This window comes from Variovorax nitratireducens (assembly GCF_051216545.1).
Classification (GTDB): Bacteria; Pseudomonadota; Gammaproteobacteria; order Burkholderiales; family Burkholderiaceae_C; genus Variovorax.
Genome location: NZ_JBPJZO010000014.1, coordinates 38,265 through 61,958 on the forward strand (window position 1 = coordinate 38,265; position 23,694 = coordinate 61,958).

23 protein-coding genes and 1 pseudogene are annotated in these 23,694 nt (G+C 68.5%); 8 read left to right on the forward strand and 16 right to left on the reverse strand.

The window, feature by feature from the left end; all coding sequences use genetic code 11:
• Positions 1-18: 18 nt before the first annotated feature.
• Complete coding sequence (locus ACSFA8_RS24170; RefSeq protein ID WP_435482017.1) at positions 19-990, forward strand: tripartite tricarboxylate transporter substrate binding protein; 972 nt, start codon at positions 19-21, stop codon at positions 988-990.
• A 20-nt stretch (positions 991-1,010) separates the two neighbouring features.
• Positions 1,011-2,018 carry a zinc-dependent alcohol dehydrogenase family protein gene (locus ACSFA8_RS24175; protein ID WP_435482018.1) on the forward strand — a complete coding sequence of 336 codons (1,008 nt, stop codon included), beginning with the start codon at positions 1,011-1,013 and terminating at the stop codon, positions 2,016-2,018.
• Positions 2,019-2,063: 45 nt separating this feature from the next.
• Here the strand turns inward: ACSFA8_RS24175 and ACSFA8_RS24180 are convergent, their stop codons facing one another.
• From ACSFA8_RS24180 to phaC, 4 genes and pseudogenes are all read right to left on the reverse strand, one after another.
• Complete coding sequence (locus ACSFA8_RS24180) at positions 2,064-3,425, reverse strand: MmgE/PrpD family protein (protein ID WP_435482019.1); 1,362 nt, start codon at positions 3,423-3,425, stop codon at positions 2,064-2,066.
• 201 nt (positions 3,426-3,626) lie between these two features.
• Positions 3,627-4,013: pseudogene (locus tag ACSFA8_RS24185) on the reverse strand (response regulator); the annotation flags it as partial.
• Between the two features lie 593 nt (positions 4,014-4,606).
• The gene (locus ACSFA8_RS24190; protein ID WP_435482020.1) at positions 4,607-5,785 is read right to left on the reverse strand and encodes an acetyl-CoA C-acetyltransferase; all 1,179 of its coding nucleotides are present in this window, start codon (positions 5,783-5,785) and stop codon (positions 4,607-4,609) included.
• 152 nt (positions 5,786-5,937) lie between these two features.
• Positions 5,938-7,650 carry a class I poly(R)-hydroxyalkanoic acid synthase gene (gene phaC, locus ACSFA8_RS24195; protein WP_435482021.1) on the reverse strand — a complete coding sequence of 571 codons (1,713 nt, stop codon included), beginning with the start codon at positions 7,648-7,650 and terminating at the stop codon, positions 5,938-5,940.
• A 131-nt stretch (positions 7,651-7,781) separates the two neighbouring features.
• Between phaC and ACSFA8_RS24200 the strand changes: the two genes are divergently transcribed.
• Positions 7,782-8,096, forward strand: a complete 315-nt coding sequence (locus tag ACSFA8_RS24200) for a hypothetical protein (protein ID WP_435482022.1) — start codon at positions 7,782-7,784, stop codon at positions 8,094-8,096.
• On the opposite strand, the gene pgeF is transcribed toward ACSFA8_RS24200, so the two are convergent.
• Positions 8,028-8,753 (reverse strand): peptidoglycan editing factor PgeF, encoded by a 726-nt coding sequence (pgeF, locus tag ACSFA8_RS24205; protein WP_435482023.1) that lies wholly within the window; start codon positions 8,751-8,753, stop codon positions 8,028-8,030. The genes ACSFA8_RS24200 and pgeF overlap by 69 nt on opposite strands.
• Positions 8,754-8,757: 4 nt before the next feature.
• On the reverse strand, positions 8,758-9,396 hold the full coding sequence (gene maiA / locus ACSFA8_RS24210) for a maleylacetoacetate isomerase (RefSeq protein ID WP_435482099.1): 639 nt from the start codon (positions 9,394-9,396) through the stop codon (positions 8,758-8,760).
• A gap of 115 nt (positions 9,397-9,511) precedes the next feature.
• Between maiA and ACSFA8_RS24215 the strand changes: the two genes are divergently transcribed.
• The 5 genes from ACSFA8_RS24215 (at position 9,512) to ACSFA8_RS24235 (ending at position 13,663) form a co-directional block, all read left to right on the forward strand.
• On the forward strand, positions 9,512-10,213 hold the full coding sequence (locus tag ACSFA8_RS24215; RefSeq protein ID WP_435482024.1) for a fumarylacetoacetate hydrolase family protein: 702 nt from the start codon (positions 9,512-9,514) through the stop codon (positions 10,211-10,213).
• Positions 10,214-10,215: 2 nt separating this feature from the next.
• Positions 10,216-10,770, forward strand: coding sequence for an NUDIX hydrolase (locus ACSFA8_RS24220; protein WP_435482025.1), 555 nt, complete (start codon positions 10,216-10,218; stop codon positions 10,768-10,770).
• A 10-nt stretch (positions 10,771-10,780) separates the two neighbouring features.
• Positions 10,781-11,254, forward strand: a complete 474-nt coding sequence (locus ACSFA8_RS24225) for a CreA family protein (RefSeq protein WP_435482026.1) — start codon at positions 10,781-10,783, stop codon at positions 11,252-11,254.
• Positions 11,255-11,269: 15 nt separating this feature from the next.
• The gene (locus ACSFA8_RS24230) at positions 11,270-13,012 is read left to right on the forward strand and encodes an ABC transporter ATP-binding protein (protein WP_435482027.1); all 1,743 of its coding nucleotides are present in this window, start codon (positions 11,270-11,272) and stop codon (positions 13,010-13,012) included.
• Between the two features lie 129 nt (positions 13,013-13,141).
• A complete protein-coding gene (locus ACSFA8_RS24235; RefSeq protein WP_435482028.1) occupies positions 13,142-13,663 on the forward strand; it encodes a murein hydrolase activator EnvC family protein in 522 nt (173 codons plus the stop codon).
• 3 nt (positions 13,664-13,666) lie between these two features.
• Here the strand turns inward: ACSFA8_RS24235 and ACSFA8_RS24240 are convergent, their stop codons facing one another.
• The 10 genes from ACSFA8_RS24240 to ACSFA8_RS24285 are packed head-to-tail and all read right to left on the reverse strand — an operon-like array spanning position 13,667 to position 23,673.
• The gene (locus ACSFA8_RS24240; protein ID WP_435482029.1) at positions 13,667-14,125 is read right to left on the reverse strand and encodes an acyl-CoA thioesterase; all 459 of its coding nucleotides are present in this window, start codon (positions 14,123-14,125) and stop codon (positions 13,667-13,669) included.
• Positions 14,125-14,655 carry a MarR family winged helix-turn-helix transcriptional regulator gene (locus ACSFA8_RS24245; RefSeq protein WP_286542871.1) on the reverse strand — a complete coding sequence of 177 codons (531 nt, stop codon included), beginning with the start codon at positions 14,653-14,655 and terminating at the stop codon, positions 14,125-14,127. The genes ACSFA8_RS24240 and ACSFA8_RS24245 overlap by 1 nt, the downstream gene beginning before the upstream one ends.
• The gene (locus tag ACSFA8_RS24250; RefSeq protein WP_435482030.1) at positions 14,652-15,431 is read right to left on the reverse strand and encodes an SDR family NAD(P)-dependent oxidoreductase; all 780 of its coding nucleotides are present in this window, start codon (positions 15,429-15,431) and stop codon (positions 14,652-14,654) included. The genes ACSFA8_RS24245 and ACSFA8_RS24250 overlap by 4 nt, the downstream gene beginning before the upstream one ends.
• On the reverse strand, positions 15,431-17,071 hold the full coding sequence (locus ACSFA8_RS24255; RefSeq protein WP_435482031.1) for an ATP-dependent acyl-CoA ligase: 1,641 nt from the start codon (positions 17,069-17,071) through the stop codon (positions 15,431-15,433). Before ACSFA8_RS24255 ends, ACSFA8_RS24250 begins: the two co-directional genes overlap by 1 nt.
• On the reverse strand, positions 17,061-17,792 hold the full coding sequence (locus ACSFA8_RS24260) for an ABC transporter ATP-binding protein (protein ID WP_286619690.1): 732 nt from the start codon (positions 17,790-17,792) through the stop codon (positions 17,061-17,063). The genes ACSFA8_RS24255 and ACSFA8_RS24260 overlap by 11 nt, the downstream gene beginning before the upstream one ends.
• Positions 17,789-19,588, reverse strand: a complete 1,800-nt coding sequence (locus ACSFA8_RS24265) for a branched-chain amino acid ABC transporter ATP-binding protein/permease (RefSeq protein WP_435482032.1) — start codon at positions 19,586-19,588, stop codon at positions 17,789-17,791. The genes ACSFA8_RS24260 and ACSFA8_RS24265 overlap by 4 nt, the downstream gene beginning before the upstream one ends.
• Positions 19,585-20,640, reverse strand: a complete 1,056-nt coding sequence (locus ACSFA8_RS24270; protein WP_286542864.1) for a branched-chain amino acid ABC transporter permease — start codon at positions 20,638-20,640, stop codon at positions 19,585-19,587. The genes ACSFA8_RS24265 and ACSFA8_RS24270 overlap by 4 nt, the downstream gene beginning before the upstream one ends.
• A gap of 37 nt (positions 20,641-20,677) precedes the next feature.
• Positions 20,678-21,841: an ABC transporter substrate-binding protein gene (locus ACSFA8_RS24275; protein WP_435482033.1), complete on the reverse strand. Its 1,164-nt coding sequence runs from the start codon at positions 21,839-21,841 to the stop codon at positions 20,678-20,680.
• Positions 21,842-21,877: 36 nt separating this feature from the next.
• Positions 21,878-22,351, reverse strand: a complete 474-nt coding sequence (locus ACSFA8_RS24280; RefSeq protein WP_435482034.1) for an aromatic-ring-hydroxylating dioxygenase subunit beta — start codon at positions 22,349-22,351, stop codon at positions 21,878-21,880.
• Positions 22,348-23,673, reverse strand: coding sequence for an aromatic ring-hydroxylating dioxygenase subunit alpha (locus ACSFA8_RS24285; protein WP_435482035.1), 1,326 nt, complete (start codon positions 23,671-23,673; stop codon positions 22,348-22,350). Before ACSFA8_RS24285 ends, ACSFA8_RS24280 begins: the two co-directional genes overlap by 4 nt.
• Between the last annotated feature and the right edge of the window lie 21 nt (positions 23,674-23,694).

A 23,694-nucleotide genomic window follows, 5' to 3' on the forward strand; every position in this document is an offset into this window, starting at 1 on the left:
CCCGAGGAGACAAGTCACATGAACAAAAGAAACTTCGTTGCGGCCTGCGCCGTCGGCGCGGCGTTCGCCACGCTGCCCGCGCTGGCGCAGCCGACCTATCCCGATCGCGCCATCAAGATCTACCAGGGCTTTGCGCCGGGCGGCAACGCGGACGCCATTGCCCGCGCGATCGGCGTCGAGATGGGCAAGGCGCTCGGCCAGCCGATCGTGGTGGAGGCGCAGTCCGGCGCCGGCGGCACGATCGCATCGACCACGGTCGCGCGCGCCAAGCCCGACGGCTACACGCTGCTGCTTGCTACTGGCGGCCATGCCGTGGCCGGCGCGCTCTACAACACGCTGCCCTACAAGACCGTGGCGGACTTCGACATGGTCTCGACGGTCACGTACTTCCCGTTCCTCATCGTCGTCAACGCCAACTCGAAGTTCCAGAGTTTCCCCGAGGTGGTCGCCGCGGCACAGGCCGCCCCTGGCACCGTGGCCTATGGCACGGCAGGCATCGGCTCGACCCACCACCTGGCGGGCGAACTGCTCGCCCGGATGGCGAAGGCGCCGATGATGCACGTGCCCTACCGCGGCGACGCCGCCGCGCTGACCGCGCTGCTCGCGGGCGACGTGCCGTTCATCATCGCGCCGCCGACCGCGGTGATGTCGAACATCCAGGCCGGCAAGCTGCGCGCGCTGGCGACCACGGGGCCGCAGCGCTGGCCCGGCCTGCCGAGCGTGCCCACGGTGGCCGAACAGAACGTCGCCGGCTACGACGTGCGCTCCTGGGCCGGGCTGATGGCGCCGGCCGGCACGCCGCGCCCCGTGATCGATCGCCTCAACGCCGAGACCGGCAAGGCCCTGCAGGTGACCACGGTGCGCCAGCGCCTGGAAGACATGGGCGGCGAGGCGCGCGGCAGCACGCCGGACGAAATGAAGGCCATGGTGGCCCGCGAACTCGACCGGTGGACGCAGGTCGTGGCCGACGCGAAGATTCCCAAGCAATGAAACAAGGATCGCGCTGAGCCATGGCAAACGCCACCACCATGAAAGCCATCCAGCTGCAGGCGCCCGGCGGCCCCGAAGTGCTGTCGCTGGTCGATCTGCCGCTGCCCGAGCCCGGCCCCGGCGCAGTGCGCGTGAAAGCGCATGCGATCGGCGCCGGTGGCCCCGACGTGCTGATCCGCAACGGCACCTACAAGTGGATGCCGCCGATGCCGGCCATCCCCGGCAACGAGATGGCCGGCGTGGTCGATGCGGTCGGCGCCGGCGTCAGCGCGATGCGGCTCGGCCAGCGCGTGCTGGTGAGCGCGCGCGAGTTGCCGCAGCGCGGCAGCTGCTATGCCGAGTACATCTGCGTGCCCGAGTCTGCGCCGTTCGTTCTGCCCGAGTCGATCGCCTTCGACGACGCGGTGAGCCTCGGCAACTTCCAGCTCGCGCTGGCGCTGCTGGCCAGCAACGGCAACTTGCCTGCCCGGTCGATCCTGGTGCCGGGTGCCGCGGGCGGCGTCGCAACCGCACTGGTGCAGGTGGCGCGCGAACGTGGCCTGCGCGTGATCGGCACCGCCTCGTCGGAGGCCAAGCGCGCATTCGCGCTTGCCAACGGCGCCCATGACGTCATCGACGGGGACCCGCGAACCCTGACCGAAGAGGTGATGCGCCTCACCGAGGGACGCGGAGTCGACATGGCTTTCGACCACATCGGAGGCGCGCTGTTCGTCGCCTGCCTGCGTGCGCTGGCGCCGTTCGGCATGGTGGTGTCGTACAACATCGTCAGCGGCCCGCCCAGCGGCGACGTGTTCGATGAACTGCGCAAGCTGCTCGGCAAGAGCCTGGCGGTGCGCACCTTCTCGATCCACACCGTGGATGCCGACATCGTGCAGCGCCGCGGGCTGATGGAATCCGCCATCGCGCTGATGGCGGCCGGCAAGGTGCGGGCGCCGCAGGCCACGCGCTTTGCGCTGGCCGATGCACGCCGCGTGCACGAGCTGCTCGACAGCGGCGGCACCCTCGGCAAGATCGTGCTGCAGCCATGACGGGCCAGGATCACTCCCCCCGCACTCCTGCCGCAACGCCGAGAGTTACGCAGGTGCGCCGAGCAGCATGCCAACCGAAGCGCTGCCCGCCAGCTGCCACAGTTGTCCGATGGCGCGCTGCGCCTCGGCTTCGGTTGCGGCCCCGCTGTAGGCCGCGAGCCGCAATGCCTTGGCGGTGATCTCCTCGCGGCTCAGGGTGTTGCCGGGATCGCCCTTCGGTTCGTCCACGCGGCCCTGCAGCACGCGGCCGTCGACGGTATGCACCGTGACCTTGCCGATCCAGCGGCGCGGATAGGCGCCATCGACTTCGGCATCGAGTTCCATGCGCACGCGCTCGCGCAACGCGCGGGTTTCAGGTTCGTTGAAATGCGCGTCGAACTCGGCCAGACCGGCCTGCCCGAAGCGCGCCACCAGCGCCAGCACCGTGCCCATCGAGAACTTGGACTGGTGCACCGTGGCCGGGTCGACCACCGGCCCCAGCACATCGATCGCACCCTGGTGCACATGGGTCACGACGCTGTCGATGTCCTCGGCGCGCAGCTGGTTCGCCGCCATCACGGCCAGCAGCGCGTCCGCGGCCGGATGCGTGTGGCGGCAGGCGGCATGGAACTTGAACGAGGTCTCGGCCAGCGCCCAACGCGTGCCAAGGCCATCGACCAGTTTTGCCGGGTCGGCGTCGCGCGACATGCCGGCCGCCAGGCCCTGCGGGCCTTCGAGGATCGCCTGCGCGCCGGTGAACCCGTCGCGCGCCAGGCTCGCCGCCATCAGGCCCGCGGCTGCCGCATGCGCGGTGTGCAGCTGCTTCGAGTCGGCGGCGGTTCGCATGAACTCCCAGAGGCCCGCGGCCTGCGTGCCGGCCGAGCCGAACGCATCCAGCATGCGCGCCGCATCGAGCCCGAGCAGATGCCCGGCCGTGGCGGCAGCCGCGAGCGTGCCGGCCGTGCCGGTGGTGTGGAACACCTTGTAATGGGAGCGCCCCAGAAATTCGCCGACGCGGATGCCGACCTCGTAACCCGCGACCGCGGCCGTCAGCAGCTGCGGCCCGCTCGCACCCAGGGCCTGCGCCCAGGCCAGCGCGACCGGAAACACCACGGTCGCGGGATGGAACACCGAACCGTTGTGCACGTCGTCCTGTTCGGCCACGTGCGAGGCTGCGGCATTCACCATCGCGGCGAAGTACGGGCTGCTGCGGCCACGGCCGACCAGCACTTCGCTGCCGCCCTGGGCCGGCCCCATTGCTCGCGCGAAGGCGGCGATGGTTTCGACCGGCCGCGAACCATGGCCTGCGAGCGCGGAGCCGAACCAGTCGACCAGCAGGTCTTCTGCGCGGCGCACCACCGGCGTCGGGATATCCGTGAAGCGGAGTTCGGCCGCGAAGCGGGCCAACGAAGCGGTGGTCGGCGTCATGCGTTGTCTCCTGAAGACCCGCATGGTGGCGGCAGCCCTGTCCGCGCGCAATCTGCCTTTTCAGAACGAAGCCTTCTGGAATTCCGAAGGCTTGGATGAGCGCCTCCCTGCGCCCACCGGCGTAGGGCCAGCATAGGGCCGGCGTGCAGCCGGCATGCAGCCGGCATACAGCCGCCGTGCGGCCGACGTACCGGCCGGCGATCAGGCCGCCACGGCGCTGCCGGCCACGGCGTACCGGCGCACGAGCTGGATCAGTTCCTCCGGCGCGTAAGGCTTGCCGAGGTAGTGGTTCACGCCGATCTGGCGCGCGTATTCGCGATGCTTGTGGGCGATGCGCGACGTGATCACGATGATCGGCATATGCGCCAGCGCGCCGTCCGCACGAATGTGGCGGGCGAGATCGAACCCATCCATGCGCGGCATCTCGATGTCTGCCAGCACCACGCTGGGCCGCTCTCCCTTGAGCCGCTCCAGCGCATCCAGGCCGTCTTCCGCCAGCACCACGCGGTAGCCTGCCGCCTTCAACAGGCGCTGGGCAAACACGCGAACGGTGACCGAGTCGTCGACCACCATGATGAGCGGTGCCGGTGTCGCCGACGCGCGCGCCGGTGGTGTCGGTGGCGTCGCCACCTCGGCAGTTGCCGTCGGCAGCCTTTCGACGGGCGCGGGGCGGCGCTGCGGCTGCGCGGCGCTGGCATTGCGCGCCAGCGCCGCCTCCACGACGCGCGCGACCAGAGCGTGCTCGATACCTGTCTCGCGCGCGATCGTTTCGACCAGCCGCTGGCTATCGGCCGCAGGCCGGATCGCAACCGTTGCTGCGGCGAACCGCGCCTCGGTGCGCGGCGGCTCGGGCTTTGCCGTCGAGGGTGCGCTGTCAGCTTCCGGGGGCCTGGCCGGGCGGGACGTTCGCGCGGGCGGCGGCGGCGCACGGCGCCTGAAAATCAACCAAGCCACAGCGGCGGCCAGCGCAGCCCCGAGCAGTGCGAACTCCAACGCAAGATAAAGCTGATCCATACACCCCCGCCATGACAACCGGAAGATGCAATTGTTTCCTATTGTGGCCTGCAGATACACCCGGTTGTGCACTGCAACGGCGGTTTTCTCAAAAAAAACACGGCCGCGGCACCCCGAGGGGTACCGCGGCCGCGCCGGATGCTGGATTTGGGGGCGTACCCCCAGGCTCAACGCTCGATCGTCAGCGCCACGCCCATGCCGCCGCCGATGCACAGCGAGGCGATGCCCTTCTTGGCGTTCTGGCGCTGCATTTCGTGCAACAGCGTCACCAGGATGCGGCAGCCGGACGCGCCGATCGGGTGGCCGATGGCGATGGCGCCGCCGTTCACATTGACCTTGCTCACGTCCCAGCCCATCTCGCGGTTCACGGCGCAGGCTTGTGCCGCGAAGGCTTCGTTGATTTCGAGCACGTCGAGGTCGGCGGCCTTCCAGCCGGCGCGTTGCAGCGCCTTGGTCGAGGCCGGCACCGGGCCCATGCCCATGATCGCCGGGTCGAGGCCGGCGGTGGCGTAGCTGGCGATGCGGCCCAGCGGCGTCAGGCCCAGCGCGGCAGCCTTCTTGGCCGTCATCACCATCACGGCGGCAGCGCCGTCGTTCAGGCCGGAGGCGTTGCCGGCGGTCACGCCGCCGGCCTTGTCGAACGCCGGGCGCAGGCCGGCCAGGCCTTCGGCGTTGGTCTTGCGGTTGATGAACTCGTCCTTGTCGAAGACGACCGGGTCGCCCTTCTTTTGCGGAATGTTGACGCCGACGATCTCGTCCTTGAACTTGCCGGCGTCCTGGGCGGCGGCCGCCTTGGTCTGGCTGCCGAGCGCAAGTTCGTCCTGCGCGGCGCGGTCGATGTTGTACTTCTTGGCCACGTTCTCGGCCGTGATGCCCATGTGGTACTGGTTGTAGACGTCCCACAGACCGTCCACGATCATCGTGTCCACCAGCTTCCAGTCGCCCATGCGCTGGCCGTTGCGCGAGTTCGGCAGCACGTGTGGCGCGGCACTCATGTTCTCCTGGCCGCCGGCAATCACGATCTCGCTGTCACCCGTGGCAACCGCTTGCGCCGCCAGCATCACCGCCTTCAGGCCCGAGCCGCAGACGGCGTTGATGGTGAGCGCGGGTGTTTCCTTGGCACCGCCGCTCTTCAGCCAGGCCTGGCGCGCCGGGTTCTGGCCAGCCGCGGCGGCCAGCACCTGCCCCATGATGGCTTCGCCGATCTGGTCGGGCGTGAGCTTGGCGCGCGCGATCACTTCCTTGATCACGAGCGCGCCCAGTTCGGTAGCCGAAATGCCGGCGAGCGAGCCGCCGAATTTGCCGACAGCAGTGCGGGCAGCGGCAACGATGACGATGTCTTCCATGGTCTTTCTCCTAGAGAGTGGTAACTGACATTAAACGGGTGTCTGTTCGCAAAACACCGCGGAACCGGCTCTGCCGGTCCGCTGGTGTTGCCCCCTGCAAGGGGGTTGGCGCAGCGACACGAAGTGCGCGAAGACTGGGGGTGCGCTCATGTTCAAGCGCGAGCCTTGACGTAGCGGCCGGGTGCTGGCTCGGTGGCCTGGTAGGCGCTGCCCTTGCCATAGGTCTTCGGGGCCGCGATCTGTTTGCCCGCATGCCCCTTGAGCCAGTTCGACCAATCGGTCCACCAACTGCCCGGGTGCTCGGTCGCACCCTGGAGCCACTCGGCCTGGGACGCCGGCAGTTTGCCGTCCTCGCGGATCCAGTGGCTGCGCTTTTTCTTGGCGGGCGGGTTGATCACGCCCGCGATGTGGCCCGAGGCGCCCATCACGAAGCGCTTCTTGCCCTTGAGCAGTTGCGTCGAGGCGTAGGCGCCCTCGATCGGCACGATGTGGTCTTCGCGCGAGCCGTAGAGGTAGACCGGCGCGTCGATGGCGCCGAGGTCGATCTTGGCGCCGCACACCGTGAGCGCGTTGGGAATCCTGAGCTTGTTCTCGAGGTAGGTGTTGCGCAGGTACCAGGCGTAGAACGGGCCCGGCAGGTTGGTCGAATCGCTGTTCCAGTAGAGCAGGTCGAACGGCGGCGGCGTCTCGCCCTTGAGGTAGTTGCCGACCACGTAGTTCCAGAACAGGTCGTTGGGACGCAGGAAGCTGAAGGTCGAGGACAGGTCGCCGCCCGGCAGCAGGCCGCCCTTGCCCATCTGCATCTCGCGGTAGCGCACCATCGGCTCATCGATAAAGATGTCGAGGATGCCGGTGTCGCTGAAGTCGAGCAAGGTGGTGAGCAGGGTGACCGACGCCACTGGGTGCTCGCCGCGCGCTGCCAGCACGGCCAGTGCGGTGCTGAGGATGGTGCCGCCAACGCAGAAGCCCAGCGCATTGATCTGCTCGCTGCCGCCGATCTCCTGCGCAAGATGGATAGCCTTGATGGCCGCGTCCTCGATGTAGCGATCCCAGGTAAACTCGCGCAGCGATTCGTCGGGGTTGCGCCAGCTCACCACGAACACGCGGTGCCCCTGCTCGACCGCATAGCGGATCAGCGAGTTCTCGGGCTGCAGGTCGAGGATGTAGAACTTGTTGATGCACGGGGGCACCAGCAGAAACGGCCGCTGGTACACCTTGGCCGTGAGCGATTTGTATTCGAGCAGCTGGAACAACTCGTTCTCGAACACCACGGCGCCCTCGGTGGTCGCCACGTTGCGGCCGACCTCGAAAGCGCTTTCGTCGGTCATGCTGAGGTGGCCCTGCTGCACGTCCTTCAGCAGGTTCTGCAGGCCTTTGGCAATGCTCTCGCCTTGTGTTTCGATCACCCGCTTCTGCGCCTCGGCATTGAAGGCCAACGAATTGCTCGGCGCCGAGGCTGCCATCCACTGCTCGACCGCGAAGCGCAGCCGGGCCTTGGTCTTGGGATCGGCTTCGACCGCATCGGCCATGCCCATCAGCGTGCGGGCGTTGAGCAGGTAGACCGCAGCCGAAAAAGCCGACACCGGGTTGCTGCCCCAGGCCTCGGCGGCAAAGCGCTTGTCGGCGGCCGGCGGCTTGCTGAAGCCCTGACGCCAGAGCTCGGAAGCTTCTTCCACGTATTGCTGCTGCAGCGCCTGCAGCTTTTCTGGCTGCAGGCTGAGCTGAGGCAGCTCCATCGGCATGCCGGGCGTCGACACGCCGCCCATGCCGCCCGACTGGAACGACTCCAGCGCCTTGCTCCAGCCCTGTGTCAGCGCCTGCTGCATGGACGCGAAGGCGTCCGTGGTGGCAGCTTGTGGTTTCATGATGTCTCCTTCAGCGGCCGGAAAGCCTGGACGGATTTTGAGTATCCTGCATTCGACAGCGCAAGTTTCAAGCGCGCCGGCCATCCTACCCGCACTCGCCCGCGGGTTCTCCTCCATTCACAGCCCCTCACATGTTCGTGCACCTGATCGTCATCGGCTGGCTCTACGTGGTCGTGATGATGGCCGTCGCCGAGGCCACCGCCAGCAACGGCACCGTGCTGGGCGCCATCATCACCTTTCTGCTGTACGGGCTGGCGCCGGTGGCGCTGGTGGTGTACCTGCTCGGCGCGCCAGGGCGGCGGCGCGCCGTCAGGGAGCGCGAACTGGCGGCGCAGGAGGCTGCGCGGCGCGCTGCGGCCGAAAAACCACGCCATCCATCAGGCCTTCCAGATGCAGGCGGCGAGTCTTCCGCTGACACCGTCGCGCCGGTGGGAAAAGAATCTTGACGGGTTGCCGACAGTGCACCACGCATCGCTGCTGTCGTTGCCGTAGATGCCGGTCACCCCCCGGGCCGCCAGCCGCTGGCGCGCGAGCGCGGGCAAATCGGCCAGCCATTTGTGGTCGGTGCCGCCCGGCCGGAAGCACGCGGCGCTCGATGGGTTCTGCGCCTCGAACGCTGCCTTGACTTCGGCGCCGACCTCGAATGCCTTCGGGCCAATGCAAGGGCCCAGCCAGGCCATGACCTTGACCGGCCCGAACGATGCCAGCGTCTGCTCGAGCACCCCGGCCGCGAGCCCGCGCCAGCCGGCATGCGCCGCCGCCACCTGGCGCCCCTCGACGTCGCTGAACAGCACCGGCAGGCAGTCGGCCACCATGATCGTGCAGGCGATGCCGGATTCCGTGCTGACGCAGGCATCGGCGGTCTCGCCATCCGGGCTCGTGGCATCGAGCCGGTGCACCGCAACGCCATGCACCTGCTGCAGGAACACGGGGCGCACGCCCAGAACGGCCTGCCATCGGTGCCGGTTCCCAGCCACCGCCGCGGGCTCGTCGCCGACATGGTCGCCAAGGTTCAGGCTCTCGTAGCGGCCCTGCGAAACGCCGCCGGTGCGCGTGCTGCAGGCGGCCCGGACGCCGGCCGGCGCCGGCCAGTCCGGCACCATTGGTTCAGGCTTCGGCATCCGGGCAGCTGGAGGGTTGCGCGCGGCGGAAGGCATCGAGTTGCATGCATGCTTCGAACGCGGCCATGGTGCGCGGCAGATCGCTGAGGTCGCAGTCGAAGCGCTGCGCATTGAAGATTTGCGGCACCAGGCAGCAGTCGGCCATGGTCGGCGTGTTGCCGTAGCAGTAGATGCCCGCCGGCAGCTGGTTCAGTTGCCGCTCGAAGGCCTGCATGCCCTCGCGCACCCAGTGGCGATACCAGGCGTTCTTGGCCGCATCGTCGAGTTTGAGCTCGCGCACCAGGTACTTGAGCACCCGCAGGTTGTTGACTGGATGGATCTCGCAGGCGATCGATTCCGACAGGGCCCGCACCTTTGCTCGGCCGACCGGGTCGTGCGGCAGCAGCGGCGGCTCGGGGTTGGTTTCGTCGAGGTATTCGATGATGGCCATCGACTGCGAGAAACGCTCGCCCTCGTCCTCCAGCAGCGGCACCAGCATGTCGGCCGAGATCGCAGGGTACGACCCCGCGAGATGCTCGCCGCGGGCGATGTGCACCGGAATGTAGTTGAAGGGCAGGCCCTTGAGATTGAGCGCGATGCGCACCCGGAACGAGGCCGAAGAGCGGAAGTAGTTGTGGAGCTTCATCATGGGGCAAGCATAGCGCCCGGGGCCGGCGCAAGACAGCCCCGGCAGCGCGCCCTGCCCTCTGGCACACTGCCGCTTGTATCCGAAAACCCCATCCCCCGAAGGACGAATTTCCATGGCTTCCGAGTATGTTTTTTCCGCGCCCCCCGTTGTGTCGATCCCGGTGGTCGGCAAAGGCACGCGCTTTCCGGTTCACCGCATCTACTGCGTGGGCCGCAACTACGAAGAGCACGCCAAGGAAATGGGCTTCACCGGCCGCGAACCGCCGTTCTTCTTCATGAAGCCGGCCGATGCCATCGTCGTGGTGGACGCCGGCCAGACCGGCACCATGGCCTACCCTACGCTCACCAAGAACCTGCACCATGAAATCGAACTCGTGGTGGCGATCGGCACCGGCGGCAAGAACATTGCGGCCGCCGATGCGATGAAGCACATCTACGGCTACGCCGTCGGCCTCGACATGACGCGGCGCGACCTGCAGAACGACATGAAGAAGCAGGGCCGCCCCTGGGACATCGGCAAGGCGTTCGAGCAAAGCGCCCCGATCGGCCCGATCGTGCCGGTGGCCGATGCCGGCGATGTCGAAAAGGCCGAGATCTCGCTGCAGGTGAACGGCACCGACCGCCAGCGCAGCAACGTGAGCAAGCTGATCTGGAACATTGCCGAGACCATCGAGCAGCTCTCGGCCGCATGGGAGCTGGCACCCGGCGACCTGATCTTCTCGGGCACGCCCGAAGGCGTGGCGGCCGTGGTGAGCGGCGACACCCTGGTCGGCGCCGTCGCCGGCCTGCCCACGCTGACCGTCAAGATCGCCTGAGCGTGTTCGAGCGCCCGCTGATCAAGCACTGCAAGAACTGCGGCAGCGCCGTGGTTTACCGCGTGCCCGACGACGGCGACACCAAGCCGCGCGCGGTGTGCCCGGTGTGCCACACCATCCACTACGAGAACCCGCTCAACGTGGTCGGCACGATCCCGGTGCTGGGCGAGCGGGTGCTGCTGTGCAAGCGCAACATCGAGCCGCGTTGGGGCAAGTGGACGCTGCCGGCCGGCTTCATGGAGCTCGGCGAAACCACGGCGCAGGGCGCGGCCCGCGAGACCGACGAGGAGGCCGGCGCCGAGTACGAAATGCAGGACCTGTTCGCGGTGATGAGCGTGGTGCGGGTCGGCCAGGTGCACATGTTCTACCGCGCGAAGCTGCTCAGCGACCGGTTCGACCCGGGGCACGAAACGATCGAGGCAAAGCTCTTCACCGAGGCCGAGATTCCCTGGGACGAGATCGCCTTTCGCACGGTGCGTGAAGCACTGCTGCGCTTCTTCGAAGACCGGCGCAACGGCGGCACCTTCAGCCGCGTGCACACCCTCGACATCGTTTGAAAAAACCTCAATGAAAAAATTCGCCCTGCTTCTTGCCACGGCCGCCTGCATGCTGACCGTGGCGGCACGCGCCGAAACGGTGGGCGATGTCGACACCGCCTTCAAGCTGATCGGCCCCGACCACAAGATCGTGGTCGACGCCTACGACGACCCCAAGGTCAGCGGCGTGACCTGCTACGTGTCGCGCGCCAAGACCGGCGGCGTGTCCGGCGCGCTCGGCCTCGCCGAAGACAAGGCCGAAGCCTCGATCGCCTGCCGCCAGGTCGGCCCGATCAGCATCAAGGAGCCGCTGCCCAAGCGCGAAGAGGTCTACAGCGAGCGCTTGTCGATCCTGTTCAAGCGCCTGCGCGTGGTGCGCATGGTCGACGCCAAGCGCAACACGCTGGTGTACCTGACCTACTCCGACCTGCTGATCGACGGCTCGCCCAAGAACGCGATCACCGCCGTGGCGGTCGATCGCGGCACGGTGATTCCGGTCAAGTAATCCGGCCGCGCAACGATGCTCCTGGCGCCCGGCCAGCCCTTTCGCGTTCTGTACTCGGCGCTGTGGCGCTTCGCGCTCGGCGCGCGGGTGCAGCTGGTCGGCGCCTTGTCGCTGCTCACGGCCTCGCAAGTCATCCGCCTCGGCATGCCCTGGCTCGCGGGCCAGGCCATCAACGCGCTGCAGCATGGCGCGCTGGGCACTGCGTCGCGCTGGATCGCGCTGCTGGTCGGCGTGTACCTGTTGTCGTGGGCCGTGCACGGGCCCGGCCGCGTGCTGGAGCGCAACGTGGGCGTGCGGGTGCGCGAAACGCTGGCCGATACGCTCTACGCCCGCATTGCCGCCGCGCCCCTGCCCTGGCACGACGCGCACCACTCGGGCGAACTGCAGCATCGCGTGCACCAGGCCAGCCGGGCGCTGTCGGACTTTGCGCAGAACCAGTTCGTCTACCTGGCCAGCGCGGTGAGCTTCGTCGGCCCCGTGGTGGCCCTGATGCTGCTGTCGCGCGCCAGCGGCGTGCTCGCGCTGGTGGGCTACGTGCTCATCGGCCTGGTGATCCTGCGCTTCGACCGCGCGCTCATGAAGCTGGCGCGCACCGAGAACGACGCCGACCGGCGCTACGTGGCCGCCCTGCTTGACTTCGTCGGCAACGCGTCGACCGTGATCGGCCTGCGCCTGCAGGCGGCCTCGCGCGTGCTGCTGCGCCGGCGCATGGAGGCGGTGTCGGCGCCGCTCAAACGCACGGCGCTGCTGAACGAAGGCAAGTGGGCCTCGGTCGATCTGCTCGGCCTGGGCCTCACCTGGGCGCTGGTGCTGGTGTACGTGTGGGGCCAGCGCGCGCCCGGCCAGGCCGTGCAGCTCGGCACCGTGTTCATGATCTACCAGTACGCGCAGCAGGCTGCGGCCGTGGTCGGCTCGATGGCAGCCAACTTCCAGGGCTTCGCGCGGATGTTCACCGACTACCAGAGTGCCGCGCCGCTCTGGGAAGCGCCGGGCGACCCGGCCGATGGGCGCAGCGACACGCCGATCGCGCGCGACGCCGGCTGGCAACGCATCACCATCGACGGGCTGGCCTGGGGCTATGCGGATGCTGCACGCGGCGGGGGGCTGCACGAGCTTGCGCTGAGCCTGCGCCGCGGCCAGCGCATAGCGCTGGTCGGCCCGAGCGGCGGCGGCAAGAGCACGCTGCTGCGCGTGCTGGCCGGGCTCTACATCCCGCAGCACGGCAACCTGCGCTTCGACGGGCAGCCGCAGGACTGGGCCTCGCTGCGCAGCCTGGCCACGCTGATCCCGCAGGAGACCGAGGTGTTCGAAGCCAGCGTGCGCGAGAACCTCACATTCGGCCAGCCCTGCGACGATGCGCCGCTGCAGGCCGCACTGCACGCGAGCGCGTTCGACGAGGTGCTGGCCACCATGAAAGGCACGCTCGACAGCCCGCTGACCGAGCGCGGCTTCAATCTTTCGGGCGGGCAACGCCAGCGCCTGTGCCTGGCGCGCGGCGTGCTCGCGGCAGAGGGCAGCTCGCTGCTGCTGCTCGACGAGCCCACCAGCGCGCTCGACGCCGCGACCGAAGCGCGCGTGCTGGAACGCATCGGCGCCGCGTTTCCGCAGGCGTGCATGATCGCGTCGATCCATCGCCTCAGCGTGCTGGACCGTTTCGACACCGTGGTGCTGATGGAGGCCGGCCGCATCGTCGACGCGGGCCCCCGCGCGGAACTGCTACAGCGAAACCCGCAGTTGCAACATACGGTTCAGAGGTAAAAAACTGCTGCAGCGCCCGTTCGATGGGCCCGACCAGCTACTATTTCGATAGCAAGCCAGACAAGCAACCGGGAACGAATCGGTTTCTGCCGGGAACATCTCGCGACCCATTCGTTCCAAAAGAACGCCATGCACAAGACAAAGACATCCACCTCCTTCTTCTCCACCCGCTTCGCCCTGCCGGTGCTGCTCGTCGCGGCCAGCCTGCTCGCGGCCTGTGGCACGCCGTCCGGCCCCGCCGGGCCGGGCACCGGCAGCACGGCAACGCCTGCGCGTCCGCGGGCGGAATTCATCCGCCCTGCCCCCGGCGCCACGCTGTCGCGCTTCGACGGCAATCGCAACAAGGGCATCGACATCGCAGGCGACCTGGGCGATCCGGTGATGGCCTCGGCCGACGGCCGCGTCGTGTACGTGGGTGGCGAACTGCGCGGCTACGGCAACATGATCATCGTCAAGCACAACGAGACCTATCTGACCGCCTACGCGCACAACAACGTCATCCTCGTGAAGGAAAAAGACGTGGTGCGCCAGGGACAGAAGATCGCCGAGATGGGCAAGAGCGGCGCCGATCGCGTCAAGCTGCACTTCGAGATCCGCAAGCAGGGCGTGGCGGTGAACCCCGAGCCCTATCTGGACGGGCGCGCCAAGTAAGACTCAGGAAGACTGGGGCGCCGCTTCGGCACTGCGCAGGATGGCAGCGCGCAGGTCTGCCGGAACATCGACGGCGCGGTGGCTCTCCAGCGAGGTGGTGACGAGCACCTGCCGCACTTCCATGCGCGTCTGCCCGGCAGCGTCGAAGCAGCGCAGCAACAGCGTCAACGAACGCGTTCCCAGGCGCTCCACCGCGAGCGACAACGTCACCAGGTCGCCCATGCGGCTCACGGCGCGAAAGTCCGCCTCCAGCCGAACGGTCGGCAAGCCGATGCGCCGGTCGCCCACCAGCGCGTGGTAGCTGATGCCGAGGCCCTCGCTGACCCAGTCTTCGACCAGCCCGTTGAGCATCACGAAATACTGCGGATAGAAAACGATGCCGGCTGGATCGCAGTCGGAAAAACGGATCAGCCGGGGGCGGCGGAATTCACCCGGTGCGGGGGGAACGGGTTCGCTGGTCATCAGCTCTCCTCGCCCGCCGGTTCGCCGCGCATCACATGCACGCGCAGTGCGCCCAGCTGGCTGTGCATCAGCCGCACGGTTTTCATGTCGAGCCCCGAGAACATTTCGAGAATCCATTGCTCGTGTTCGCTCGCCATGGCCTCGAAGGCGCTGACGCCCTTGGGCGTCAGGCTGACGATCCAGGCGCGGCGGTCTTCGGGGCTGGCGGTGCGCAGGACGACGCCCTCGCGCTCCAGCTCGTCGGTGAGGCCGGTCACGTTGCCGCCCGTCACCATGAGATAGCGTGAGAGCACGCGCATCTTGAGCCCGTCGCGGTAGCGGTAGAGCTGCGCCATGTAGTCGAATCGCGCCAGCGAAATCCCGAAGCGCGCGCGCAGGCGCCGCCGGATCTCGCCCTCGATCTGCGTGGTGCTGGCCAGCATGCGCAGCCACAGCTTGAGCATCGCATGGTCTCCGCGGCCGGCGCGCGCTTCATGGCCCAGTTCCTCGGCATCGCTGAGTGCGGCGTGCGAGGCGTCGTTGCGCGTCATGTGACCTCGCCGCCCGACACCGAGATCGACTGGCCGTTGATGGAGGCCGCAGCCTCGCCGCAGAGCCAGCGCACGGCGTCGGCCACCTCGGCCGGCTGCACGATGCGCTGTTGCGGGTTGACGCCGGCGAACCCGGCCATCGCGTCGGCCTCGCTGCGGCCGGTCTTGCCGACCACGTTGGCCACGCTGGCGCGCAGGATGTCGGTGTCGGTATAGCCCGGGCAGACCGCGTTCACGGTTATGCCCTTGCGCGCCACCTCCAGTGCCAGCGACCGCGTCAGCCCGATCACGCCGTGCTTGGCCGCCGCATAGGCGGCCACGTAGGCATAGCCCTTTTGCCCGGCGGTGCTCGCGATGTTGACCACCCGGCCCCAGCCCGCGTCCAGCATGTCGGGCAGCGCGGCCTGCGTGCAGAGAAAGCTGCCGGTGAGGTTCACGGCCAGCATGCGCTGCCAGAGCGCGAACGAGGTCTTGAGGAACGGCGCGCTCTCGGCCTGGCCGGCGTTGTTGACCAGCACCGTCACCGGGCCCGAGGCGGCCCGGGCCGCGGCGAACGCGGCGGCAACCGCTGCAGGATCGCTCACGTCGGCCTCCGCAATGCCGTGCCGGCTGCCCGGCAATGCGTCGCGCACCAAAGCCAGCGCGGCGCCGTCGCGCCCGACCAGGGTGATGCGTGCGCCCTCGGCGGCCAGCGTCCTGGCGATTTCCGCGCCGATGCCGCGCGCGGCGCCCGTCACGAGCGCATGACGGCCCGCCATCGTTTGGGTGGCGGCCATCAACCGCGGTCCCCGCTTCTGTTTTTCTTCATCAAGTGTCCCGTAGCGGCGCCGCGATCCCATGTGGCCGGGGTCACGCCGCGTTCACGCAATCTGTATTTCTGCACCTTGCCATTCTCCGTGCGCGGCAGGTCGGCCAGCAGGTCGATGTAGCGCGGGATGGCGAAGTACGGCAGGCGGGATTCGCAGAAGCGCGCGAGCTCGGCCGGATCGACTGCCTGATCCGCACGTGCCACCAGCGCTGCCATCACCTCGTCTTCGGCCAGCTCCGAACGCACCGGGTACACAGCGCAGTCCGCCACGCCGGGATGGCTCAGCAACACCTGCTCGACCTCGAAGGACGAGATGTTCTCGCCGCGGCGCCGGATCGCGTCCTTGATGCGGTCGACGAAACGGAAAGCCCCGTCGTCGTCGCGCACCACGCGGTCGCCGGTGTGAAACCACAGGTTGCGCCAGGCCTCGACCGTCTTGGCGGGCATGTTGAAGTAGCCGGCCGCGAAGGCATGGGGCGCATCGGCGCGCAGCAGCAGCTCGCCGGCCTCGCCCGGTGCAACGGGCACGTCGTCCTCGTCGGCCACGCGGGCCTCGAAGCCGGGACGCAACCAGCCCATGACACCCGTGCGCGGCGAATCCGGCGCGGTGGCGATGACGAAGTTCGTCTCGGTCGACCCGTAGCCTTCGAGCAGCAGCACGCCGGTGCGCGCCCGGAATGCCGCGCCGGCCGCCGCAGGCACGCCCGGCCCGAGGCCGATGCGCACACGGTGCGCGCGCTCGACGGGCCCCTCGGGTTGCGCCACCAGGATCGGCACCATGGCGCCGAGCAGGTAGACCACGGTCGCGCCGCAGGCCTGCATGGCGGGCCAGAAGCCCGAGGCCGAGAAGCGCGCCTCGAACACCACTTCGCAGCCCGTGATCGAGGCCTGCGCGAGGGTGTTGAGTGCATTGATGTGGAACAGCGGCAGGGTCGTGCACAGCACGTCGTCGGCACGCACGCCGAGCACGTCGGCACTGTTCACGCCCCACGCGTAGTACTGCGCGTGCGGGCAGACCACACCCTTGGCGGGGCCGGTGGTGCCCGAGGTGTAGAGGATCGCGAGCGGGTCGCCGGGCTGAACCCCGGCGGCCGCGACCGCATCGGCGCCGGCCGGATAGGGCACGGTGCGCAGCGGGGCGGCGCCAACGTCGCCAACGTCGCCATCACCCGTGCCGACCACCCAGATTTCGCGCAGCTTCGTGCGGCCCAGGTCGGCCGTCTGCAGCCGCTCCAGAAACTGCGCCTCGATCACCAGCAGTTCGGCCTGGCTGTCGAACACGAAATACCCGATCTGCGGCCCCATCGACGCAGTGTTGACCGGCACAACCACGGCGCCGAGCCAGCCGCAGCCCAGAAAGACTTCCAGAAACTCGATGCGGTTGCTGGTCATCACGGCCACGCGGTCGCCGCGCTGCACACCGGAGCGGGAGAGCGCGCCCGCGCGCGTGGCGGCCGCGTGCGCGGCCATGCCGTGCGACCACTGCCCGCCCGCAAGCCGCAGCAGCGGCCGGTCGCCGAACAGATCGGCTTGCCGCCGCAGCATCTCGGGCAGCGTGCGCTGCGCGGGCGGCAGCGGATCGGTGACAGCGCCCGCCTCAGTCTTCATCCTGCGTACCCCCGCCGAGGTAGGTCGCCTGCACACGGGGGTCATCGGCCAGCGCATCGGAAGCGCCCGACAGCGCGATCTCGCCGGTTTCGAGCACATAGCCGTGGTCGGAGGTTTCGAGCGCGGCACGTGCGTTCTGCTCGACCAGCAGGATCGAGACGCCGTCGTCGCGCAGCTTGCGCACGATGGTGAGAATGTCGCGAACGATCAGCGGCGCCAGCCCCAGGCTCGGCTCGTCGAGCATCAGCAGCCGCGGCGCCGACATCAGCGCGCGCCCCACCGCGAGCATCTGGCGCTCGCCGCCCGAGAGCGTGTCGGCACGCTGGGCGCGGCGCTCGGCAAGCCGGGGAAAGCGGTCGTACACCGATTGCAGCTGCCGCTTCATGGCATCGCCGCGCAGCCGCCGCGCATAGGCGCCGAGCTGCAGGTTGTCGAGCACGCTGAGTTCGCCGAACAGCTCGCGCTTCTCGGGCACGAGGCACAGCCCGCGCTCCACGCGCGACTCGACATCCAGGCCCTGCAGGTCTTCGCCTTCGAAGCGCAGCGTGCCCTTGCAGGGCAACAGCCCCATCGCGGCGGCCAGCAGCGTCGTCTTACCCGCACCATTGGGCCCGATCACCGAGATGATCTGCCCGGGCTCCAGGCTCAACGAGACGCCGCGCACGGCCTCGACCTGCCCGTACGACACATGCAGATCGCCGATCTCCAGCATGGCGGTCATACAACGCTCCCCAGGTAGGCGGACTGCACGCGCTGGTCCGCGCGCACGGCGGCCGGCACGCCCTCGACCAGCTTGGAGCCGAAGTTCATGACCACCAGACGATCCACCAGTTTCATGACGAAATCCATGTCGTGCTCGACGATGAGAATGGTCACCCCCTCGTCGCGCAGCTTGCGCAGCAGGTCGCCCAGCGCCATCTTTTCCTTGCGGCGCAGGCCGGCAGCGGGCTCGTCGAGCACCAGCAGCACCGGGTCGGCGGCCAGCGCGCGTGCGATTTCCAGGATTCGTTGCGTGCCGAGCGGCAGGCTCCCCGCCAGCTCGTAGGCGCGGTCGCCGAGGCCGATGCGGTCGAGCTGGCGCTGCGCTTCCTGCAGGATCTGGCGCTCCTCGACGCGGTCGAGCCGCAGCCCGGCCTTCAGCACGCCGGCGCTCGTGCGCGAATGCGCGCCCAGCGCCACGTTGTCCAGCAGGCTCATGTGCGGCCTGAGCTTGACGTGCTGGAAGGTGCGCGCGAGCCCCAGGCGCGCCACCTCCCGCTGCGGCAGGCCGGCGATGTCGTGCTCCAGAAAGCGCACCTGCCCGGCCGTCATCGGCAGCGTGCAGGTCAGCAGATTGAACATGGTCGACTTGCCCGCGCCGTTGGGCCCGATCAGCCCGACGATCTCGCCCGCCTTCACGTCGAAGCTCACGTCGTTGACCGCCACCAGGCCGCCGAAGCGCTTGACCGCGCCGTTGACCGTCAGCACCTGCGCGCCGCGCTCGGGCAGCTGGCGGTGCGCGAGCGGCTCGACCGTTGGCGCGTCGTAGCGCGCCGGCTCGCGTGTGCTTGACCACCGGCGCGACCAGCCCCGCAGCAGCCCCATGAGACCGCCGCGCGCGAAGTGCAACAGCAGGATGAACAGCGTCGCAAAGGCCACCGCCTCGAGCTGGCCGGCGCGCTGGGTCAGCATCGGCAGCACGTCCTGCAGGCCGTTCTTGAGCACCAGCACCAGCGCCGCGCCCACCAATGCGCCCGACAGCTGGCCCAACCCACCCGCGACCGCCATCAGCAGGTATTCGATGCTGGCGCGCACGTCGAACGGCGACGGGCTGACGAAGCGGTTCATGTGCGCATAGAGCCATCCCGCCAGACCCGCCAGCAGCGCCGCCGTCACGAACAGCGTCAGGCGCACGCGGTAGGCGTCGGCACCCACGCTGGAGAGCAGCGTGGCGCCGCCGCGCAAGCCCCGGATGGCGCGCCCCGGCCGCGACTGGAGCAGGTTGTGGCTGAACAGGCAGGCCAGTCCCACCAGGGCCCAGATCAGGTAGTACATGGCGCGCGGATCGGCCAGCGACCAGCCTGCGATGTGCAGCGGCGGAATGTTGGAAAGCCCGGTGTGCCGCCCGAGCGCCTCGACGTTGCCGAACAGCATGGCGATCGACAGCCCCCAGGCAATCGTGCTGAGCGGCAGGAAGTGGCCGCCCAGACGCAGCGTCAGCATGCCGATGGCCAGCGCCGAGAGGCCGGTCAGCAGCAGCGCGAACAAAAGCCCGATCCACGGCGAGTAGCCCTGCGCCGTGGTGAGCCAGGCAGTCGCGTAGGCCGCGATGCCGACGAAGGCCGCCTGCCCGAAGGAAGTGGCCCCGCCTACGCCCGTGAGCAGCACCAGCCCGAGGGCCACCAGTGCCCCGATGCCAATGTCGTTGAGCAGCGAGACGGTGAAGTTGCCGGCCAGCGCCGGCACCAGGGCCAGCACCAGGACGACGGCGCCGGTCAGCAGCATGCGGTTGCGGCCGCGCTTGTGGGCGGGGTTCATTGGTCCACCTCTTCTTCTTCCTCTTCGACGTGCTTGACCAGAAACGATCTCAGCATCAGCACCGGGATCAGCAGACTGAAGACGATCACGTCCTTCAACGCACCGCTCCAGAAGGAGGCAAAGCTCTCGACCACGCCCACGGCGAGCGCGCCGACGGCCGTCAGCGGGTAGCTCACAAGCCCGCCGATGATCGCGGCCACGAAGGCCTTGAGGCCGATGATGAAACCGGAGTCGTAGTACATGGTGGTCACGGGTGCGATCAGCACGCCGATCAGTCCTGCCAGCAAGGATGCGCAGCCGTAGGCCAGCAGCGCCGTGCGCACCGGGCGGATGCCCACCAGGCGGGCGCCCACGCGGTTGACCGCCGTGGCGCGCAGCGCCTTGCCGGCCACGGTGCGCTCGAACACCAGGAAGAAGAGTCCGCTCAGGACGATGGCCGCACTCACCATGAGCACCACCTGCCCGCTCACCGTGAATCCGTCACCCAGCGCAAACGCGCTGTTGGTGAGCGCGGTGGTGCGCGAGCCCTCCGGCCCGAAGAACAGCAGGCCCAGCCCCGAGAGCAGGAAGTGCAGCGCGAGCGAAACGATCAACAGCACCAGCACCGACGCATCGGCGATCGGCTGGAACACCACGCGCGCAAGCAGCGGCGCAATCGGCACCACCAGCAGCACCGCCATGGCGATCTGCACCGCCACCGGCATGCCCGGGCGCGCCACCAGCCAGGCCAGTGCGCAGGGAATGGCCGGCAGCACGCCCCAGGTCAGCACGGCACGGGGGATGCGCCGTGCGTCGCCCCGGCGCAGCAGGCTGCCGATTTCGGTCAGCATCGCCAGCACCGCCAGCACCGCCACCAGGCCGATGGTGGGCGGCACGCGGCCGGTTTCGAACGCGGCGAGCGTGAGCGCGGCAAACGCCGCAATGTCGCCGAACGGCACGAACACCACGCGCGTGACGGAGAAGATCAGCACCAGGCCGAGCCCGGCCAGCAGGTACACGGCACCGTTGGCCAGCCCGTCGGTGAAAAGGATGAGTGCGACGTCCCAAGTCATCGGGCGTTCCTCCAGCCCACGGGAGCATTCGGGAGGTTCACGGGGCGAGCTTCCATTGGCCGTTGTCGAGCTTCACGATGACGCGCGCACGTTCATCCACGCCGTACAGGTTGCCGGGCTTGAAGCTGTAGACACCGTGCGTGCCGACCACCTCGGTGGTGCTGAAGATGGCATCGCGCAGCGCCACGCGAAACTCCGGCGTGCCGGGTTCGGCCTTCTTCATCGCGCGCGAAGCCGCGTCGGCGAACACCAGCCAGCCGTCGAAGGAATAGGCCGAGAAGGCATCGTTGGTGGGGGCGTTGTTCACGCGCTGGAATACGGCGCGAAAGTCCATGCCGATCTTCTTGGCGGGATGGTCGGCCGGCAATTGCTCGGCCACGATGACGGGTCCGGTGGGCATCAGCGCGCCCTGCGCAGAGGCGCCCGCCACGCGCACAAAATCGGGGTTGATGAGCCCGTGCTGGCCATACACGCCACCGCGGAAACCCCGCTCCGCCAGCGCCAGGAACGGCAGTGCGCCGGGCGTTCCGGCGCCGCCGGTCATGACCGCATCGGGCCGCAGCGCCACGATCTTCAGCACCTGCCCCGTCACCGATGCGTCGGCGCGCGCATAGCGCTCGTTGCTGACCACCTTGATGCCGGCCGCGGGCGCGGCCTTCATGAGCGCGTTATAGACCAGGTCGCCCCAGGCATCGGTGAAACCGATGTAGCCGACCGTCTTGACGCCATCGCGCTTCATGCGGTCGACCACCGCATCGATCATCAGTTGCGGTGGCTGGGCCACGGTCACCACCCAGGGGTTCTCGGCCGGATCGATCGAGAGGGGCGTGAGGCCGATCATCGGCGTCTTCGCGTCGCGTCCGACCTGCGCCATCGCGATCGCCGAGGGCGCGCCCGAGGTGCCCATGATCACGTCGACCTTGTCTTCCTCGATCAGCTTGCGCGCGTTGCGGCCTGCCGTGGTGGGGTCGGAGCCGTCGTCCAGCACGATGAGCTGGATCTTGCGCCCGTTGATCTCGGGCCGGTAGGCCAGCGCGGCCTGCATGCCCTTGGCATACGGAACGCCCAACGACGAATTCGGTCCCGATAGCGAAACACTCAGGCCGACCTTCAGGTCGGCCGCGAGTGAACCCGCGGCGCCGCCGACGATCAGGGCGGCAGCAGCCGCGTTGCGGGTCAGGGTCTGCATCAAGCTCTTCATGTCTTAGCTCCTGGTAGGTGGAAGGGTGGAAAACGCTCAGATAAACAACTGGATGGCCGGCAGCGCGCGTCCGGCCTGGAGAAGGTCGACGCGCTTTTGCCGGATTGCCCAGCCCGTCGGCGTGTGCGCGAGCAGATGGCGGCAGGTGCCGGTGAGCAGCACCTGCGCGTCGCCGCGTGCCTCCACATAGAAAAACGGCGTGCGCAGCGCGACCGTGTCGCCGGCAGCACCGTCGCTTTCCAGAACAGGCTGCTGCAGCACGTGCTGACAGTGGCTCGCCGGGTGCTGCGAATGGGCGCGCGGGTTCTTGAGACGCTCCACGCGCAGCGTCAGCAGCAGTCGGTCTTCATAGGCGATGGAGTTGTGCGAATGCGGGTCGGCCTGCGCCGCCCCGAGCAGCGGCACCCAGTAGTGGCCGTCTTCGGCGAACAGCGCCAGCCATTCGTCGAAACGGCCCGCGTCGAGCAATGCCGCCTCGGCGACGACGAATTCGCGCGGATCGGCGGTCATGCGGCCGCCTCCATGCCCAGCGCCATGAACCGGGCCCAGGCCCGGAACTGGTTGCGCATCAGGAGTTCGTTGGTGCCGTTGGTCGTGAGTGTGGATTGCGCCAGTTCGGCCGGGTCGAAATTCCGGTGCAGGCTGACCCAGTCGTTGCCATCGGCGCGCAGGCCCTGCTGAATGCTTTCGAACAGGTGCACGTCGTCGTGCGCCACCACCGACATGGGCGAGAACACCAGCCGGTTGTAGGTCATGGCCCTCTCGAGCAGCACATCGGGCGCACCCGCTGCGCGAAAGCTCCAGGCCTCGATCAGCGTGCGGTCGGCAGCCAGCGGCCGGATCACGCGGATGGCTTGCGGCGAGCCCTTGACCGACAGGCTCGGATAGAGAACGGAATTCTGCGGCGAGCGCTCCAGGATGTCCGCCGCACGTTCGACGCCGTGCGCGGCGCGCATCGCGGCTTCGTAGTCGGGCAGTTGGGCATAGCCGGAGTGGATGCTGAAGTTCACGCCCAGCACGCTGTGCCCGTTGGGGAAGATCCGCCCTCCCATCTTGTCGAAGAAGTCGTAGCCGGCACCGAACGGCAGGATCTGCTCCATCGCCATCGGCTTGGGGGCGTCGGGCGCATGCCCCTGCCACAGTGCTTCTGCCGCCTGCGTGGCCGATTCGTGGGTCGACATCGGGTGCACCGTGTCGTTGATGTTCTCCAGGTACATCTTCCAGTTGCAATGGACGATGTTGCGCAGCACGCCGCCGGCCACCGTGAGGCGGCCTTCGGGCGAGCGGTCGACCATGTTGTCGATGGCTGCGAGCACCTCGCCGAAATAGTCCTCGAACGCGGGGCCAGTGTCGGACAGGCGCACGAAGACGAAGTCGCGATACACCGCCACGTGCTTCACCGCCACCATGCCCTGCCCCGATTCGCACGCCTTCAGGCTCGTGCCTTCGTAGCCGCTCTTCAGCGGAATCGCGAGCGGGGCGCCGTCGAGCTTGTAGGTCCAGGCGTGGTACGGGCAGCGAAAGAACCGGCCGGTGTTGCCGCTCTCGTCGGTGACCAGCCGCGTGCCCTTGTGGGCGCAGCGGTTGTAGAGCACACGCACGGCACCGTCGGCCTGGCGCACCAGCAGCAATGGCCGCCCGGCAATGTCGAGGGAGACGAAATCGCCGGCGTTGGGCACCTGGCTGGCGTGGCCGATGTAAGTCCAGGTCGTGGGGAAAAAGTGCGCCTGCTCCAGCGCGAAGAGCTCCTCGCTCAGGTAGAGGTCGCGGTGAATCCGGTCGGCCTGAACCAGCGCCGCGACAAGATCGGGGCGGTTGCGGTAGACAGTCATGGTGCGGCCTGAGCGGGGGAT